The following is a 15,623-nucleotide window of genomic DNA, read 5'->3' on the forward strand; positions in this document are numbered from 1 at the left end:
GCCCGGAACCTGGACGGGTATCTGTTCGTTGGACCAGTGTTCGTGTCAGACTTCCAGGGACCTCACAGGAAAGGAACCCACGGTGCGGGAAACCAGCAATCCGGTATTTCGCTCGCTGCCAAAGCAGCAGGGCGGGTACGCGACATTTGGCTCTGGTGTGGCCGGCGCCGCAGCGGCAGCGCAGGTACAACAGGGTTACGAGCCCTATATCGACCAGCAGCAGCGCGGTGTCTCGCGCCCGCTGACCATTGACGATGTCGTCACCAAGACGGGGATCACGCTGGCCGTGCTCTCCGTGGTGGGTGTCATCTCCTACTTCCTCGTCTCGGCCAACCTGGCTCTGGCGACGCCGTTCGCGCTGATCGGTGCGCTCGGCGGTCTCGGCCTGGTGCTGTTCGCGACCTTCGGGCGTAAGCAGGACAACCCGGCGATCGTGCTGAGCTACGCGGCCCTCGAGGGCCTGTTCCTCGGTGCCATCTCGTTCATCTTCGCCAACCTGATGTCCAGCGGTGGCGGGGCCATGATCCTGCAGGCCGTCATCGGCACGCTGGGCGTGTTCTTCGGCATGCTGGTGGTCTACAAGACCGGTGCCATCCGTGTCACGCCGAAGTTCACCCGGATGATCGTCGCGGGCATGATCGGCGTGCTGGTCCTGATGCTCGCCAACTTCCTGGCCGCGATCTTCGGCCTCAACGGTGGGGCCGGCCTGGGCCTGCGCGACGGCGGCATGCTCGCCATCGGCTTCTCGCTGGTCTGCATCGCGCTGGCGGCGTTCAGCTTCCTCATCGACTTCGATGCGGCCGACCAGATGATCCGCGCCGGTGCGCCGGAGAAGGCGGGCTGGGGCATCGCCCTGGGCCTGACCGTCACGCTGGTGTGGCTGTACATCGAGATCCTGCGGTTGCTCAGCTACTTCCAGAGCGATTAGCTAGTGACACGAGAACGGCCCGGCGCATGGGCGGTTTCTAGGGGTCGTCGCAACACTGCTGGTTATTGAGCCTGTAGTAGATCACGCAAGCGCTCGGCTGGGGTATCCCAGCCGAGCGTTTTGCGTGGGCGGCCGTTGAGTTGCTGGGCGACGTGTTCGAGGTCCTCAGGCCCATAGATGCTGAGGTCGGTACCTTTGGGAAAGTACTGACGAAGCAGGCCGTTGGTGTTTTCGTTGGTGCCGCGCTGCCAGGGACTGGCCGGATCACAGAAGTACACGGCCATGTCGGTGGCCATCGAGAACCCCTTGTGCCCGGCCATCTCGGCGCCCTGGTCCCAGGTCAACGATCCCCGCAGATGCTCTGGCAGGGTCGTCATGGTGGCGATCAGCCCGTCACGAACCGTTTCGGCATCATGGCCCCCGGGCAGGTGCACCAGCATGGTGTAGCGGGTGGTGCGTTCCACCAGAGTGCCGATCGCGGTCTTGTTGAGTTCACCCATGATGAGGTCGCCTTCCCAGTGCCCGGGCACCGCGCGATCCTCGATATCGGGCCGGTCGGCGATCATGAGCATCGGATCAACGAACCGCTGGTAACGCTCACCGGGCTTACGGTTCGGTTTACGGCACGTGCGGCCACTTCGCAGTGACTGGGCCACTTCCTTTTTCAGTCCACCGCGCGCCTGGAAGTAGAGGGATTGATAAATCGTTTCGTGGCTCACCCGCATGCTCTCGTCGTCCGGAAAATCCTTGACCAGACGATGCGAAATCTCTTCCGGGGACCACCGCTTGGCCAGCCCCTCTTCGACCTCTTTACGCAGCCTCTGATTGGTGACCAGTTTGGACTGCTTGGGCCGGGACCGTGCCGCCGCAGCCGCCGCATCGGCTTGATATGGCAGGTAGAGGCCCTCGACACGGTGCGCAGCGACCTCGCGGGACACCGTCGACTTATTCCGACCGAGCTTGTCGGCGATCACGGTGTAGCTCAGGCCGGCGGTCAGGCCGTCGGCGATGACCAGCCGATCGGCGAGCTGCAAATACCTACTGGCGGATGCCTGTCCAGATGCAGGACGCTGTTCGGCAGCAGTGGATTTCACCGGTTGTATGTACCGCGTCCCGCTGGCGTAATCGACGACCGTGCCATCGGAATACACCCGCGTGTTGCCAACCTTGCGGATACCGGCACGCCAATCCCGGGCGGTGCGCACATTGACCCCGGCCTCTCGGGCGGCCCGCGCCGACGACCAGCCCTCCTCGAGCAGTTCAAAGAACCGTGCTTTCTCGCAGGTCTTGCCGCGCGTGCGCCGCGCTGGGTCGACCAAGCCCGCCTCCACAAGCATCCGGCGGGCCGTGGAGTGCGCCACTCCGACAGCTTTGGCCGCCGCATTCACCGAGCCAGTTGCTGCAAATACCGCTGCCACCCGCGCAGGATCCACACCGGTGACATCCGGACGCGGCGAGCCCATCGGCCGGCCGGTGGCACTCAAGATGGCATACGCCCGCTGCCGTGACACCCCCAACGACTCCGCCGCTTCCCGCACCGGCACGCCCGCATCGACGAGCTTTGCTAGCTGATCACCAAATTGAACACAGTCCTCCGAAAACGACACGGTCGCCGCAACCTTTCAGATAAGAGAGCGTTGCGACGACCGTGTGAACCCAACCATGCGTCGGGCCGTTTTCTTTTTGGGGTCTCCAGGGTTGGGGCTTCTCTTGGGGTTCCAGAGGTGGGGCTGAACTCTCCCCTAGGTGGCCACTTCTGAGCTCGACTTCAGCCTCGGTGAGCTGTCATATCGAGACTGCGGTGAGCGTGCGGTTATCTCGCAAAAATGCGCGGTGAGCGCTGTTTCGGTGAGGTGGGGTATCGAGGCTGCGGTGAGCGTGCGGTTTTCTCGCAATAGCGCGCGGTGAGCGCTGTCTTGGGGTTGACCCCTGATGGTGGACACCTGACTGGTGGGACTGCTGGTCCCACGGGAAGGATGTCCGTATGTCGGGCAAGCGGAAGAAGTACACCCCGGAGTTTCGGGAGCAGGCGGCCCGCTTGGTGATCGAGACGGGCCGGCCGATCGCGCATGTGGCCGCGGAGATCGGTGTGGGTGAGCAGTTGCTGGGGCGCTGGGTGCGGGTGGCCCGCGAGGCCGCTGGCGCAGGCGATAATGGTGCGGTGCTTGATTCTGATGAGCGTGCCGAGTTGGAGCGGCTGCGCAAGGAGAACGCTGAATTGCGTTTGGACCGGCAGTTTTTGAAAAAAGCCGCGGCCTTCTTTGCCTCCGAACAGAACCAGTAGAGGCCTACGGTCTGATCGAGGCGGAGAAGGCCAATTACGCGATCACCCGGATGTGCGAGCTGCTGGACGTGTCGCGGTCGGGGTTTTACAAATGGCGCAAGTCCCAGGCCGCGGGACCGTCGCCGGCGGCGCGGCGTCGTGCCGAGTTGGATGTCAAGGTCGCGGCCTTGCATGAGGCCTCCGATGGGGTCTATGGGGCGCCGCGCATCCTGGCCGACCTGCGCGATGCCGGCGAGACCGTGTCACGCAAGACGGTGGCTGCCTCGCTGCGCCGTCAGGGTCTGGCCGGGATCAGCCCACGTACGTTCGCCCCGGTAACCACCGTGGTGGATCTGGACGCGCCGCCGATCCCTGACCTGGTCAAACGTCGATTCGATACAGGCCGTCTGGATGGGGTGTGGACCAGCGACATCACCTATCTGCGCACCGGTGAGGGCTGGTTGTACCTGTGCGCCGTGCGTGACGGCTGCAGCCGGCGGGTGATCGGCTGGGCCATCGATGAGCACCTGCATACCGACCTGGTCGAGGACGCGGTGGCGATGGCGGTGGCCATGCGCGGCGAGTTGGCCGCGCAGGTGGTGTTCCATGCTGACCGCGGATGTCAGTACACCAGTGCGCAGTTGGCACGGTTCGCCCGCAAGCATGATCTGGCCCGCTCGGTGGGCCGCACCGGGGTGTGTTGGGATAATGCTCAGCAGGAATCATTCTGGGCCACAATGAAAGTCGAGTTCTACGACCGCTACTTGTGGCCCACCAAAGCAGCCGCTAAGCTCGCCGTCGGCGACTGGATCGAACGGGTCTACAACCGCCGACGGCGCCACTCTTCGATCGGGATGATCACCCCGGTCGAGTACGAGAACCGGATCACTCAGACGGCACAAGCCGCCTGACCGAGTGTCCACCCAATGGGGTCAAGCCCAGTCTCGGTGGGGTGGGGCGTCGAGGCTGCGGTGAGCGTGACCGTTACCGCACAATGCACGCCTAAACCCAGGGCTGTGGATGGCTGACCGCGCGCAACACCCAACTCAGGCAGGGTGCGATGCCATGGACGGCGTCTTCCTCGGCAGCGAGGCCCTGGCCCGGGGCGCTCTCACGGAATATCAACTGCGGCGCCATTACCGGCGGCTGCTCCCTGACGTCTATACCGCCAAGCACACGCCAGTGACGCTCACGGATTCGACAGTGGCCGCCTGGCTTTGGAGTCGGCGCAAGGCCGTGATCGCTGGCCTGGCGGCGTCGGCGATGCACGGCGCGGAGTACGTGGATGACGACGAGCCCATCGAGCTCGTGTGGCCCAACCATCGGGCTCCCCGAGGGGTGATCACTCGCAACGACACCTTGCTCCCGGGTGAAGTCCAGACCATCAACGGGTTATCGGTGACCACGCCTGAACGCACCGCCTTCGACCTCGCGCGACGAGACACCGACGGCGAAGCGGTCGCCGCGCTGGACGCGTTGGTCCGTGCGACCCGAATCACTCGAACGGATGTGGTCGCGCTGGCGGGCCGGCATCCGGGCGCACGCGGTGTCAGGCGATTGCCACAGGTGTTGGACCTGGTGGATGCGGGCAGTCAGTCGCCCAGGGAGACCTGGCTGCGGCTGCTGCTCATCGACGCGGGCTTTCCTCGGCCGGTGACGCAGATTCCGGTGTTTTCGCCCCACGGCAAACCGATCTACTACCTGGACATGGGTTGGCCGGACCGGATGCTCGCTGCGGAGTACGACGGTGAGCAGCACCGGGAGAATCGGGGTCGCTACCGGCGAGACATTGTGCGGTCGGAGTACATCGCCAGTCTGGGATGGCGGCGTGTGCGGGTCACTGCCGGTGATCGGGAGGCAGACATCATCCGACGGGTCCAGCGGGTGTGGGTGCCGGAGCAACGCATCGCCTAGCTGTTGTGACCTGACACGTTGTTGTCAGGCGGCGAGTCGGCTGATGGGTGGGTGTCCGCCGAGGGCGGAGTGGCCTCGTTGAGTGTTGTAGCGGTGTAGGAATCGGTCAAGTCCTCGTTTTCGTAGGCTGTTGGATGTCCAGGGGCGGGCGTAGGCCCATTCGTTGAGCAGGGTGCGGTTGAAGCGTTCGGCTTTGCCGTTGGTCCAGGGGCAGCCGGGTTTGATGAACCGGCGTTTGAGTCCCCAGGCCGTGCACACCCAGCCCCAGTTGGTGCCGTGTCGGTAGACCATGGCGTTGTCGGTCAGCAGCCGACGCACCCGCACACCGTGGCTGGCGAACCATTCCAACGCTCGGTGCAAGAATCCCGCGCAGGTCAGGTCTTTCTCGTCGGTGAGTACCTCGCTGTAGGCCAGCCGGGTGTGGTCGTCGATGGCGGTGTGCACGTAGTCGTAGCCGATGCGGGTCTTCTTGTGCCGGTTGGCCACTGACACCGCGGCGTCGCGGCCGTGCAGGCGCCACCCGCCGCCTTTGGGGATGCGGCCCAGCTTCTTGACGTCGACGTGGACCATTGATCCTGGGGTGCGGTGCTCGTAGCGGTTGGGGCTGCGCCGCGACGAGCGCACCGGCTCACCGGTGATCGGGTCGATTGCACTCAAATGCGGTACCTGGTGACGCGCCAGGATCCGTCCCACCGTCGAGGCGTGCATCCCAAGTTCAGCAGCCAGCATGACTGCGCCACGCTTGCGGCGTCGCCGCGCGGCGAGCACCTTCTTCTCGACTCGGTCGCTGGTGCGCCGGGGCATCCGGTGCGGACGCGAGGACCGGTCAGCGAGGGCTGCGTCACCACCTTCGGCGTATCGGCGCAGCCACTTGTAGACCGTGGCCCGCGAAATTCCCAGTTGTTCAGCAACCTGCGCGGGCGGCCAGCCGGCCGCGACACGCTCCACGATCAAGCGACGTGCGAACAGGTTGGTACGGGCGTTAGCGTGAGACACGAGGACCTCCTACGGGTGAATGCCAGACACATCCACTCCGTCAGGAGGTCCTCCCCATTTCAAGCAGGCGCGCCGTCAACAACCTCTCAGGTCACGACACCTAGCGGTCACGGTCGGTCTCGGCAGCGGTCGAGTAGACCGCGTACCGGTTGGGGTCTTATCCCCGGCACCGCTCAGATCGAGGCTGCGCCCACCGTGCTTGGCTCTCGCACTATTGCCCGGTGAGCGCAGCCTCGATGAGCCAAAGGCGCGGTGGGCGCAGCCTCGAAGAGCCTCTGACCCCGCTGAGCGCAGCCTCGATGTGGCTGGGGCCCAAAGACCCCGTAATGATGCCCGACGAAACCTAGGAGAGCCGCTCCAACACCATGGCCATGCCCTGGCCGCCGCCCACGCACATCGACTCGATGCCCAGCGACTTGTCTTGCGTGGTCAGGTTGTTCAGCAGGGTCGCGGTGATCCGCGCGCCGGTCATCCCGAACGGGTGGCCCAACGCGATGGCGCCGCCGGAGATGTTGAGCTTGTCCTCGTCCATGCCGAGTTCCCGCGCCGACCCGATCACCTGGACCGCGAAGGCCTCGTTGATCTCGTAGAGGTCGATGTCGCCGATGGTCACCTTCGCGTTCGCCAGCGCCTTCTTGACGGCCTCGATGGGGCCGAGGCCCATGATCTCCGGCGACAACCCGGAAACGCCCGTCGACACGATGCGCGCCAGCGGGGTGAGGCCCAGTTCCTTGGCCTTGGTGTCACTCATGATGACCACCGCCGCGGCGCCGTCGTTCAGGGGACAGGCGTTACCCGCGGTCACGGTGCCGTTGGGACGGAAGACCGGCTTGAGCTGCGAGACACCCTCATAGGTGGTGCCGGCGCGCGGCCCGTCGTCAGTGGACACAACGGTGCCGTCGGGCAGGGTCACCGGGCTGATCTCGCGGGCGAAGAAGCCGCTCTTGATGGCTTCCTCGGCGCGGTTCTGGCTGCGCACACCCCAGCGGTCCTGCTCCTCGCGGCTGATGCCGGTGTGCAGCGCGACGTTCTCGGCGGTCTGCCCCATGGCGATGTAGAGGTCGGGCAGCTTGCCGTCGTCGCGGGGGTCGTGCCACTCGTCGGCGCCCTCGGCCTGCTTGGCGGTCCGGGCCTGCGCCTCGTCGAACAGCGGGTTCTTGCTGTTGGGAGCTCCGTCGGCGGAACCCACACCGAATCGCGAGACGGTCTCCACACCCGCGGAGATGAACACGTCACCCTCGCCGGCCTTGATCGCGTGGAACGCCATCCGGGTGGTCTGCAGCGACGACGAGCAGTATCGGTTGACGGTGGTTCCGGGCATGAAGTCGTAACCGAGTTCGACGGCCACGGCGCGAGCGATGTTGTAACCCGCCTCGCCGGCGGGCTGCGCGCAGCCCATCATCAGGTCGTCCACGTCACGCGGATCCAGGGCGGGCACCTTGTCGAGAGCCGCGCGGACCATCTGGGCGGCCAGGTCGTCGGGGCGCATGGTCGCGAGCGACCCCTTGACGGCGCGGCCGATCGGGGACCGTGCGGTGGCAACGATGACGGCTTCGGGCATGACGAGCTCCTTACGCAGACGTGGTAGCTGAAAACGCTAACCCGCGGACACCACCAGCGGCGCGGGCACCCCGGTGGTGCGACGCGGCCAGCGGCGCGCCAGCATTCGCAGACGTGCGCCCAGCGTGCGCTTCTCCGCGCCCTCGGTTTCCCAAGGCAGCGCGCCGGACTGCTCGCCGAGCGCGAAACACAGCGCGGGCAGCAACTGCCGTGCCGCGAGTTCGTAGCCGGCCGCTGACGGGTGGTACCTGTCGTCGGAGAACAGCGACTCGGGGTCCTTGAGGAACTCGGGCGACAGCAGATCGGCGAACGGCACCGGCACGCCGCCGGCGGCACGTACCGCTGACGCCTGTGCCCGCGCCAGTCGCAGGCCCAGCTGACGGGTGACCCAGCGCAGCGGCTGCGGGATCGCGGTGATGATGCCGAAGTCCGGGCAGGTGCCCACCACCACGACCGCGTCGCTGGCGCAGAGTCGTTTGACGGCGTCGCCGAGGCGCCGCGCCGAGGCGCTGATGCCGTTGAGCGCGGTGATGTCGTTGGCGCCGATCATGATGATCGCCGCATCAGGTGGCGGCCCGGCCACGAACATCGCGTCGACCTGGCCGGACAGTCCCTTGGAGGTGGCGCCCACAATAGCCTTGGTGCTCAACCGAATTCGCTTCCCTGACCGTTCGGCCAGGCCGCGGGCGATGAGCACCCCGGGCACCTCTTCGGCGTCACGGCAGCCGTAACCGGTGGCCGTCGAGTCGCCGAAGACCATCAAGTGCAGATCGAACGGGACATCGTGCTCCCAGCGTTCGACGGGGCCGCCGCCGGGGGAGTACACGCCGTCGGCGCGGGGCGGGATGTCCCAGGACTTCGGGATGACCTGGCGGGCCTGGTCGGCCTGGCCGGTGAGCAGGTTGCGTGCGCTCAGCACGCCGACGCCCGTGGAAGCCAGGGCTCCTACAGCTGCCAGTGCCAGCGTCGACCGACGCGATCCGCGTGTGCCCACGCTTGCGAGCTTACTGATGAAACGGGTGCTTTCCGGGATTGCTGGCGGGGAGCGTCGGGGGCGGCGGTCACGGCCGGATATCGGATGCGGTATCAATTCAACATCGTTGATTGTTAAAACTCTAAGAAGTGTCAAGCTAAGTTATCCGGGCCGGCTGAACGGCAGCCCAACCCCAGGTAGACAGGCCACTACAACGACGTAGGGGAGTGTTGAAATGACCGCACCCAGCAAGGTCCACGCAGCGCCTCGTGCACATATCGGCGCAGGTAGCAGCCGTCGTCCCCGGAAATTTCCGGTCAGTGACGGCGCGCCCGTCGAAGTCGTCGAGACCCAGACCAGCCTGCGAGCGCACCTCGCCTCGCTGGCCTGCCGGGTGACGATCCGCCCCGTGCTGGCAATCGGGAGCTACGTCCCGCACCTGCCGTGGCCGTTCGGGATTGTCGACCAGGTGGCCCGCGCGTTGACGCCGAAGCCCGGCACCGTGCGCGCCACCATCGAATTGCCGAACGCCGACGCCCTGCTGGTCCGCGCCCCCGGCGTGCTGCCGGCCGACGGGAAGCGGCGGGTGGTGCTGTACATGCATGGCGGCGCGTTCTTGACCTGCGGGGTGAACTCGCACGGGCCGATCGGCGTCTCGCTGTCGCAGTTCGCCGACTCCCCGGTGCTGATGGTCAACTACCGGTTGATCCCCAAGCATTCGGTGGGCATGGCCGTCGACGATTGTCACGACGCCTACCAGTGGCTGCGGTTGCGGGGCTACGGCCCGGAACAGATTGTGCTGGCCGGTGATTCGGCCGGCGGCTACCTGGCGATGACGCTCGCGCAGCGGTTGCAGGAGCAAGGCGAGCGCCCCGCCGCGCTGGTCGCGATCTCGCCGCTGCTGCAGCTGGCCAAGGAGCCCAAGCAGGCCCACCCCAACATCAAGACCGACGCCATGTTCCCGCCGCGGGCGTTCGACGCGTTGGTCAGCCTGGTGGCCAGGGCAGCGGCGAAATGCATCGTCGACGGCGAGCCCGAGCAGATGTACGAACCCCTCGACCACATCGAGCCCGGTCTGCCGCGAACCCTGATCCACGTGTCCGGATCCGAGGTGCTGCTCCACGATGCCCGGTTGGCGGCGCGCCGACTGGCCGCCGCGGGGGTCCCCACCGAGGTCAGGGTGTGGCGCGGCCAGATCCACGACTTCCAGCTGGGTGCGCCGCTGATCCCGGAGGCGACCCGCTCCCTGCGGCAGATCGGCGAATACATCCGCGAAGCCACCGGATAGAACGCCGTTCCCCCATGCTCTGGTGCCGTTCGAATCGGACTGGGCCAAGATGGAGGCATGCGGATCGCTCGGCACATCAGTGAACTCATCGGCAACACACCACTGGTTCGACTCAACTCGGTGGTGCCCGAGGGCGCCGGCACAGTGGTGGCCAAGATCGAATATCTCAACCCCGGCGGCAGCTCCAAGGACCGGATTGCCATCAAGATGATCGACGCCGCCGAGGCCAGCGGCGCGCTCAAACCCGGCGGCACCATCGTCGAGCCGACCTCCGGCAACACCGGCGTCGGGCTGGCGCTGGTCGCCCAGCAACGCGGCTACAAGTGCATCTTCGTGTGCCCCGACAAGGTCAGCGAGGACAAGCAGGACGTGCTGCGCGCCTACGGCGCGGAGGTCGTGGTCTGCCCGACCGCGGTCCCGCCGGAGCATCCGGACAGCTACTACAGCGTTTCCGACCGGCTTGTCGAGGAGATCGACGGCGCCTGGAAGCCAGACCAGTATTCGAACCAGATGGGCCCGGAAAGTCATTACGAGACAACGGGTCCGGAGATCTGGGCGGACACCGACGGCAAGATCACCCATTTCGTGGCCGGCGTCGGAACCGGCGGGACGATCACCGGCGCGGGCCGCTACCTCAAAGAGGTGTCGCAGGACCGCGAGGGTGGCCCCGTCAAGGTCGTCGGCGCCGACCCGGAAGGCTCGGTGTATTCGGGCGGCACCGGCCGGCCCTACCTGGTCGAGGGCGTCGGCGAGGACTTCTGGCCCAAGGCCTACGACCCCAAGGTTCCGCACGAGATCATCGCGGTGTCCGACGCCGATTCCTTCGAGATGACGCGTCGGCTCGCCCGCGAGGAGGCGCTGCTGGTCGGCGGCTCCTGCGGCATGGCCGTGGTGGCGGCCATCGAGGTGGCGGTCAAGGCCGGTCCCGACTCGCTGGTGGTCGTGCTGCTGCCCGACGGCGGGCGCGGCTACCTGTCGAAGATCTTCAACGACGAGTGGATGTCGTCCTACGGATTCCTGCGCGAGCGGCTCGACGGTTCGACGAACGAACCCACCGTGGGCGACGTGCTGCGCGGCAAGTCCGGCTTGCTGCCGGCGCTGGTGCACACCCACCCGTCGGAAACCGTGCGCGACGCCATCAACATCCTGCGCGAGTACGGCGTCTCGCAGATGCCGGTCGTTGGGGCCGAACCGCCCGTGATGGCCGGCGAGGTAGCCGGCAGCGTCTCCGAGCGGGAACTGCTCTCGGCGGTCTTCGAGGGACGCGCGCATCTGGCGGACGCGGTGGCCAAGCACATGAGCCCCGCGCTGCCGCTGGTGGGCGCCGGCGAGTTGGCGACCTCGGCGGCGAAGGCGTTGCGCGAATTTGACGCGGTGATGGTGGTCGAGGACGGCAAACCGGCCGGCGTGCTGACCCGCAGTGACCTGTTGGGCTTCCTCTCCGACAGCGGTTCGCGTCGGTAAGCGGACACGCTCGATTGGCCCGCTCTCGCGGGCCGTTCTCCGGTAGCGTTAGGCCGTTTTGGTAGCAAATTTCATACTGGAAGGCGCTTCATGACCGAAAATCCGCCACCCCCGCCGGGCGGTTACCCGCCGCCCCCACCGGACGGCGGCTACCCGCCGCCTCCGAGCAACTCTCCGCCCCCGCCGGCAGGCGGATATCCGCCACCGCCGTCGTCGGGCAGCGTTCCGCCCCCGCCGCCCGGCGGGTACCCGGAACCGCCCCAGTTCGGCGCCTATCCTCCGGCGCCCGGCTTCGGTCCGCAGCCCTTCAGCGTCGGCGACGGGCTGACCTGGGCCTGGCAGAAGTTCAGCAAGAACGCCTTGCCGCTGGTGGTCGTGACCCTGATCGCGCTCGTGCTGGTCAGCGTGGTGTCGATGATCTTCCAGAGCCTGTCGATGGCGGTCTCGCCCGGCTCGGCCGAATACGACTCCTACGACACCGGTTTCGACTTCTCGGCGACGGCCGACCTCAGCTCGACCGGCATCGTGGTGATGCTGATCGGCTATCTGGTGCTGCTCGTGGTGGGCGCGGCTGTCACCTCGGCCTACCTGGTGGGCATCTTCGACATTGCCAACGGCCGGCAAGTGGAAATCAGTTCGTTCTTCCGTCCGCAGCGCATCGGGGCGTTCGCCGTCCTGAGCCTGTTGGTGGGGATCGCCACCGGGGTCACCGTGTTGGTGTGCACGTTCCTGTTGAGCATGGTCTCGCCCGTCCTGGGGATCCTCGGAATCCTTCCGGGTCTGGTGGTGTCCATCCTCCTGCTGTTCTCCACGTTGGCGTTGCTCGACCGCAACCTGCGCCCCGTCGACGCGATGAAGTTCAGCTTTGAGCTGGTGAAGAACAACTTCGGCACGGTGCTGCTGGTCTGGCTTCTCACCATCCTGCTGGCGATCGTCGGCGTGCTGCTGTGCTTCGTCGGGTTGTTGGTCGCGGCGCCGGTCATCATGCTGCTCGAGGTCTACACCTATCGCCGTCTCAGCGGCGGGGAGGTTGCCCCCGCGCTGCCATGAGCGCTTGACACGGTCGAGGCGTCACCGCGGTGGCGCCTCGACTGCGTCCTCCGCGCTCCGCTGGCTCCGCGGAGCGCTGCGTCACCCGACTAGGCTTGAACTTATGAGCGAGCAACGTAGTCAGGCCGACGCGCACTCCTGGCAGGGGCTGGCCACCCGCGCCATTCACGCCGGATACCGGCCGGACCCGGCGACCGGGGCGGTCAACGCCCCCATCTTCGCCAGTTCGACGTTCGCCCAGGACGGTGTCGGCGGACTGCGCGGTGGATTCGAATACGCCCGTACCGGCAACCCCACCCGAGCGGCGCTGGAGGCGCAACTGGCCGCGGTCGAAGGCGGCACCTTCGGCCGGGCCTTCGCCTCGGGCATGGCCGCCACTGACTGTGTGCTGCGTGCGGTGCTGCGTCCCGGCGACCACGTCGTCATCCCCGACGACGCCTACGGCGGCACGTTCCGGCTGATCGACAAGGTGTTCACCCAGTGGGGCATCACCCACACGCCGGTGTCGCTGTCGGACCCGGACGCGGTGCGTGCCGCGCTGACGCCGCAGACCCGGCTGATCTGGATCGAGACGCCCACCAACCCCCTGCTGTCGATCGCCGACATCGAGGCGCTGTCGGCCATCGCCGCCGAGAACGGCGCGAAAGTCCTGGTGGACAACACCTTTGCCTCGCCCGCTCTGCAGCAGCCGTTGGCGCTGGGCGCGCACATCGTGTTGCACTCGACCACCAAGTACATCGGCGGACACTCCGACGTGGTCGGCGGCGCCCTGGTGACCGACGACGAGGAATTGGATTCCGCCTTCGCGTTCCTGCAGAACGGTGCGGGTGCGGTGCCGGGCCCGTTCGACGCGTACCTGACCATGCGCGGGTTGAAGACGCTGGTGCTGCGGATGCAACGGCATTCCGAAAATGCCGCCGCGGTGGCCGATTTCCTCGCCGAGCATCCCGAGGTCGACAGGGTCTACTACCCAGGCCGCCCCGATCACCCCGGCCATGAGGTCGCCGCGCGGCAGATGTCGGGCTTCGGCGGCATGATCTCGATCCGCATGCGCGGCGGCATCGAGGCCGCCCGCCGGCTCTGCGCCAGAACCGAACTCTTCATCCTGGCCGAGTCGCTGGGCGGGGTGGAGTCGCTCATCGAGCATCCGGGCGCGATGACGCACGCCTCCACGGCGGGTTCGCAGCTCGAGGTGCCCGAGGATCTGGTTCGGCTGTCGGTGGGTATCGAGGACGTCGGCGACCTGATCGGTGACCTGCAGCAGGCGTTGGAGGCCTGAGGCTTCTCAGCGCAGCGCCGCACGCACCGTCGCGGCCACCACGGCCAGGTTCACCTCGGCCAGGTCGCTGTCGGCGGCAACCCAACTGCCGCTGGCGATTTCAGCGGCCCGCTGCCACACCCACCGTCGGGCGCGGTCATCGAACGACAGCAGTTCGTCGAGGCCGCCGACGGTGTGCAACAGGGTGATCACCGCGGCGGTCGCCGGGGCGGGTTCGGTGCCGGTGATCAGAACCCGCAGCAGCTGCGACCGCACCCGCGCCGCTCGGTTCCGGTCCGTCAGCAGCCAGGCATAATCGCGGCGAAACCGCTTGGTGTACAGCGGCGTTCGTCTCAGCAGGCCGGCGTACTCCAGCTGGTCCAGCAGCCGGGTTTCGACGTCGCGCTGCAGCTTGGCGACGGCGGATTTCGCGGTGCGCGGCTTGCGTGCCAGTCGTTGCCACGCCCAGCCCGAGGTGGGATCGCCGTCGTCGGGACCCACAAGGGCTATCAGCCGGCCCTCGGGCACCGGCTCGCCGGGCGCGGCCGGCCGCAGCCGCCACTGGTAGGCGAGGTCCAGCAGCACCGCCCCGGCCAGCACGCGGCGGCGCCGGGACGGGTCGAGAGCCGGCTGCGCCGAGGCGTTGTCCAACAGCAGCAACAGCAGCTCCTCGGCGATGGCGGGCATGCGGCGAGGGTGCTTTCTACGGACGCGTCGGACGCCCGCGGGTGGATCAGCCCCGGTACGGCTCGGCGCTGACCAGCGTGACCTTGACGGTGTTGCCGTTGGGCACGGTGTAGGTGCGGGTCTCGCCGACCTTGGCTTCGAGCAAGGCGCCACCGAGCGGGGAGCTCGGCGAGTAGACCTCGAGCTCACCGTCGTTGACGCCCTGCTCGCGGGTGCCGATCAGGAAGGTCTCGGTGTCCGACTCGTCGCCGTCGTAGAACACCTTGACCACCGAGCCGGGCAGCGCGACACCGGACTGGGTGGGCGTCTCGCCGACCTTGGCGGTGCTCAGCAGGTCCTGCAGCTGGCGGATCCGGGCCTCCTGCTGCCCCTGCTCCTCGCGGGCGGCGTGGTAGCCACCGTTCTCGCGAAGGTCGCCCTCTTCGCGGCGGTCGTTGATCTCCGCGGCGATGACCGGGCGGTTGGCGATCAGCTGATCCAGCTCGGCCTTCAACCGGTCGTAGGACTCCTGCGTCAGCCAGGTGACGTCGATATCAGTCATGTGGTCGCGCTCCTCGAGTTGTTGGTCCGCGCTATACGCGTTGGCAGTCTGCCTGTCGTGGCTGCCGGGCTTCCGCGTGTATTGCCGTCTCAGAGCGGCGGTAGTCGCGCTAAAGAAGCAATACACGGTCCCAGCAGGAACCGTGTATGTGTGAAGCATACCACTCGGGCGTCGATCGGGGTTCACGGTTGCGACCCCGCCGGTTGCCCGGCGGGTCACCGACGCGGCAGCGGCGTCAGGGGGTCACCACGGCGCCCGCAGGTAGCCGGGGATGTCGGTCCCGCAACCGTAGGCGTCGCCGACCACCGGCGGGCGACTGGTCTTGACCAGCGCGCTGACCTGCACCGTTTTGTCGGTCGACGGCGCGACGAGCACCTCGCGGCGGCCGGTCTCGCTACCGTCGAGGGAGCGGCCCCGAACAATGCAGACCACCGGCTGCGACGGGTCCTGACGGGTGACGCTGAGCGTGACCTCGACGGTGCGATCGTCGATCAGCTCGAAGCTGGCGAGTTCGCCCTTCACCTCGCTGGTGCCCAACCGCTGGTAGCCCAGGTAGGCGATGAACAGGCCCAGCGCGACGACCAGCACCCCCAGCACGGCGATGACCGGACGGCTGGGGCCGCGGCGCGGTTTGCCGTACCGGGATTCCGGACGCGCGACGACGGCGGTGGGCTCGGATGGGTTCGCCATAGGTGTGGGGT

Annotated in this window: 14 protein-coding genes; 7 read left to right on the forward strand and 7 right to left on the reverse strand. The window is 67.1% G+C overall.

The genetic code is table 11. The annotated features are described in order from the left end of the window. Window positions 1–82: 82 nt before the first annotated feature. Window positions 83–928 carry a Bax inhibitor-1/YccA family protein gene (locus R2K23_RS05110; protein ID WP_316514820.1) on the forward strand — a complete coding sequence of 282 codons (846 nt, stop codon included), beginning with the start codon at window positions 83–85 and terminating at the stop codon, window positions 926–928. 62 nt (window positions 929–990) lie between these two features. Here R2K23_RS05110 and R2K23_RS05115 read toward each other — a convergent pair whose 3' ends face one another. Next, window positions 991–2,265 (reverse strand): IS30 family transposase, encoded by a 1,275-nt coding sequence (locus tag R2K23_RS05115; protein WP_465270714.1) that lies wholly within the window; start codon window positions 2,263–2,265, stop codon window positions 991–993. 647 nt (window positions 2,266–2,912) lie between these two features. Here R2K23_RS05115 and R2K23_RS05120 point away from each other — a divergent pair. Together R2K23_RS05120 and R2K23_RS05125 are read left to right on the forward strand one after the other, a co-directional pair. Further along, window positions 2,913–4,102 (forward strand): IS3 family transposase gene (locus tag R2K23_RS05120; RefSeq protein ID WP_109560046.1). Its coding sequence is split into 2 segments (ribosomal slippage): window positions 2,913–3,171 and window positions 3,171–4,102, totalling 1,191 coding nucleotides; the frame shifts between segments, so codons are not numbered across the junction. A 154-nt stretch (window positions 4,103–4,256) separates the two neighbouring features. Beyond that, window positions 4,257–5,105: a type IV toxin-antitoxin system AbiEi family antitoxin gene (locus R2K23_RS05125; RefSeq protein WP_316514822.1), complete on the forward strand. Its 849-nt coding sequence runs from the start codon at window positions 4,257–4,259 to the stop codon at window positions 5,103–5,105. Between the two features lie 24 nt (window positions 5,106–5,129). Here R2K23_RS05125 and R2K23_RS05130 read toward each other — a convergent pair whose 3' ends face one another. The 3 genes from R2K23_RS05130 to R2K23_RS05140 all read right to left on the reverse strand — a co-directional run bounded on the left by R2K23_RS05130 (window position 5,130) and on the right by R2K23_RS05140 (window position 8,655). Next, window positions 5,130–6,101 (reverse strand): IS481 family transposase, encoded by a 972-nt coding sequence (locus R2K23_RS05130; protein ID WP_316513656.1) that lies wholly within the window; start codon window positions 6,099–6,101, stop codon window positions 5,130–5,132. Between the two features lie 343 nt (window positions 6,102–6,444). Then, window positions 6,445–7,662 carry an acetyl-CoA C-acetyltransferase gene (locus R2K23_RS05135; protein ID WP_316514824.1) on the reverse strand — a complete coding sequence of 406 codons (1,218 nt, stop codon included), beginning with the start codon at window positions 7,660–7,662 and terminating at the stop codon, window positions 6,445–6,447. Window positions 7,663–7,698: 36 nt separating this feature from the next. Further along, the gene (locus R2K23_RS05140) at window positions 7,699–8,655 is read right to left on the reverse strand and encodes an SGNH/GDSL hydrolase family protein (RefSeq protein ID WP_316514827.1); all 957 of its coding nucleotides are present in this window, start codon (window positions 8,653–8,655) and stop codon (window positions 7,699–7,701) included. Between the two features lie 214 nt (window positions 8,656–8,869). Here R2K23_RS05140 and R2K23_RS05145 point away from each other — a divergent pair, with 214 nt between their 5' ends. From R2K23_RS05145 to R2K23_RS05160, 4 genes are all read left to right on the forward strand, one after another. After that, window positions 8,870–9,922, forward strand: coding sequence for an alpha/beta hydrolase (locus R2K23_RS05145; RefSeq protein WP_316514828.1), 1,053 nt, complete (start codon window positions 8,870–8,872; stop codon window positions 9,920–9,922). Window positions 9,923–9,979: 57 nt separating this feature from the next. After that, on the forward strand, window positions 9,980–11,386 hold the full coding sequence (locus R2K23_RS05150) for a cystathionine beta-synthase (protein WP_316514830.1): 1,407 nt from the start codon (window positions 9,980–9,982) through the stop codon (window positions 11,384–11,386). Window positions 11,387–11,476: 90 nt separating this feature from the next. After that, a complete protein-coding gene (locus tag R2K23_RS05155) occupies window positions 11,477–12,436 on the forward strand; it encodes a hypothetical protein (RefSeq protein WP_316514833.1) in 960 nt (319 codons plus the stop codon). Between the two features lie 103 nt (window positions 12,437–12,539). Continuing rightward, window positions 12,540–13,715, forward strand: coding sequence for a cystathionine gamma-synthase (locus tag R2K23_RS05160; protein WP_316514835.1), 1,176 nt, complete (start codon window positions 12,540–12,542; stop codon window positions 13,713–13,715). 6 nt (window positions 13,716–13,721) lie between these two features. Here the strand turns inward: R2K23_RS05160 and R2K23_RS05165 are convergent, their stop codons facing one another. The 3 genes from R2K23_RS05165 to R2K23_RS05175 form a co-directional block, all read right to left on the reverse strand. After that, window positions 13,722–14,381, reverse strand: a complete 660-nt coding sequence (locus R2K23_RS05165; RefSeq protein WP_316514838.1) for a GOLPH3/VPS74 family protein — start codon at window positions 14,379–14,381, stop codon at window positions 13,722–13,724. Window positions 14,382–14,427: 46 nt separating this feature from the next. Then, a complete protein-coding gene (greA, locus tag R2K23_RS05170; RefSeq protein ID WP_316514841.1) occupies window positions 14,428–14,922 on the reverse strand; it encodes a transcription elongation factor GreA in 495 nt (164 codons plus the stop codon). A 243-nt stretch (window positions 14,923–15,165) separates the two neighbouring features. Next, window positions 15,166–15,612, reverse strand: a complete 447-nt coding sequence (locus tag R2K23_RS05175; RefSeq protein WP_316514842.1) for a DUF4307 domain-containing protein — start codon at window positions 15,610–15,612, stop codon at window positions 15,166–15,168. Between the last annotated feature and the right edge of the window lie 11 nt (window positions 15,613–15,623).

It is taken from the genome of Mycolicibacterium sp. MU0050, assembly GCF_963378085.1.
GTDB lineage: Bacteria > Actinomycetota > Actinomycetes > Mycobacteriales > Mycobacteriaceae > Mycobacterium > Mycobacterium wendilense.